General features: G+C 68.2%; 2 rRNA genes and 1 pseudogene. All 3 read right to left on the bottom strand.

Annotated features, from left to right (window positions below):
• Positions 1-583 (bottom strand): annotated as a pseudogene (locus E6U81_RS39515) (hypothetical protein); the annotation flags it as partial.
• Positions 584-806: 223 nt separating this feature from the next.
• A 5S ribosomal RNA gene (gene rrf / locus E6U81_RS39510) occupies positions 807-923 on the bottom strand.
• A 106-nt stretch (positions 924-1029) separates the two neighbouring features.
• Positions 1030-1125: ribosomal RNA gene (locus tag E6U81_RS39505) — 23S ribosomal RNA — on the bottom strand; the annotation flags it as partial.

The raw sequence follows: 1125 nt of genomic DNA, 5'->3' as shown, positions 1-1125 counted from the left end.
GGGTACGAGGGGCGGTCGCCCCGGTCGTCGCGGCGCGGGTACGAGGGGCGGTCGCCACCACGGTCGTCACGACGCGGGTACGACGGACGCTCGCCCCGGTCGTCACGACGGAAGGCGGGACGGTCGCCACCGCGGTCGTCGCGACGCGGGTAGGACGGGCGGTCGCCGCCGCGGTCGTCGCGGCCGCCGCGGAATCCACCGCGGTCGTCATCGCGACGCGGGTAGGACGGACGGTCCCCACCGCGGTCGTCACGACGCGGGAAGCTGGGGCGGTCGCCGCCACGGTCGTCACGGCCGCCACGGAATCCACCGCGGTCGTCGTCACGGCGCGGGTACGAGGGGCGGTCGCCCCGGTCGTCGCGGCGCGGGTACGAGGGGCGGTCGCCACCACGGTCGTCACGACGCGGGTAGGACGGACGGTCCCCACCACGGTCGTCACGGCGGAAGCCGCCGCCACCGCCGGCGGGACGCCCACCGCGGTCGTCGCGGCGGTAGCCACCGCCGCCACCGCTGCTGCCACCGGCCGGCCGGCCGCCGCGGTCGTCACGGCGGAACGGGGGACGGTCGCCACCACGGTCGTCACGGCCCCCGCGGTAGCCGCCCCTGTCACCGCCGTCGTTGCGCCGAGGCTCGCGCTCCGGACGATCGTCGGGAGAGTTGGACATGGGTGTGACTCCTGTCTTCGGGGTACCGCTAGTCATTCTCGCGCAACCAACCCATGGCCGCGCTTCGGCGTAAAGAGGTGAAAAACAAAAAGGACCCTTGGTCCAGCGTTGAACGCTGGACCAAGGGTCCTTTGAAAGATTGTTCGGCGGCGTCCTACTCTCCCACAGGGTCCCCCCTGCAGTACCATCGGCGCTGAAAGGCTTAGCTTCCGGGTTCGGAATGTAACCGGGCGTTTCCCTAACGCTATGACCACCGAAACCCTATCGGTTTCGAGCGAACAAGCACACTTTGTAGTTATGTTCTAGCTCTAGAAACCAGCAACTGTTCGTTGCTTCAGAACTAACACAGTGGACGCGAGCAACTGAGGACAAGCCCTCGGCCTATTAGTACCAGTCAGCTTCACCCGTTACCGGGCTTCCACATCTGGCCTATCAACCCAGTCGTCTACTGGGAGCCTTA

Origin of the sequence: Streptomyces sp. A0592, assembly GCF_004795115.1 — a bacterium.
GTDB lineage: Bacteria > Actinomycetota > Actinomycetes > Streptomycetales > Streptomycetaceae > Streptomyces > Streptomyces erythrochromogenes.
This window is presented reverse-complemented; position numbering and strand designations above follow the sequence as displayed.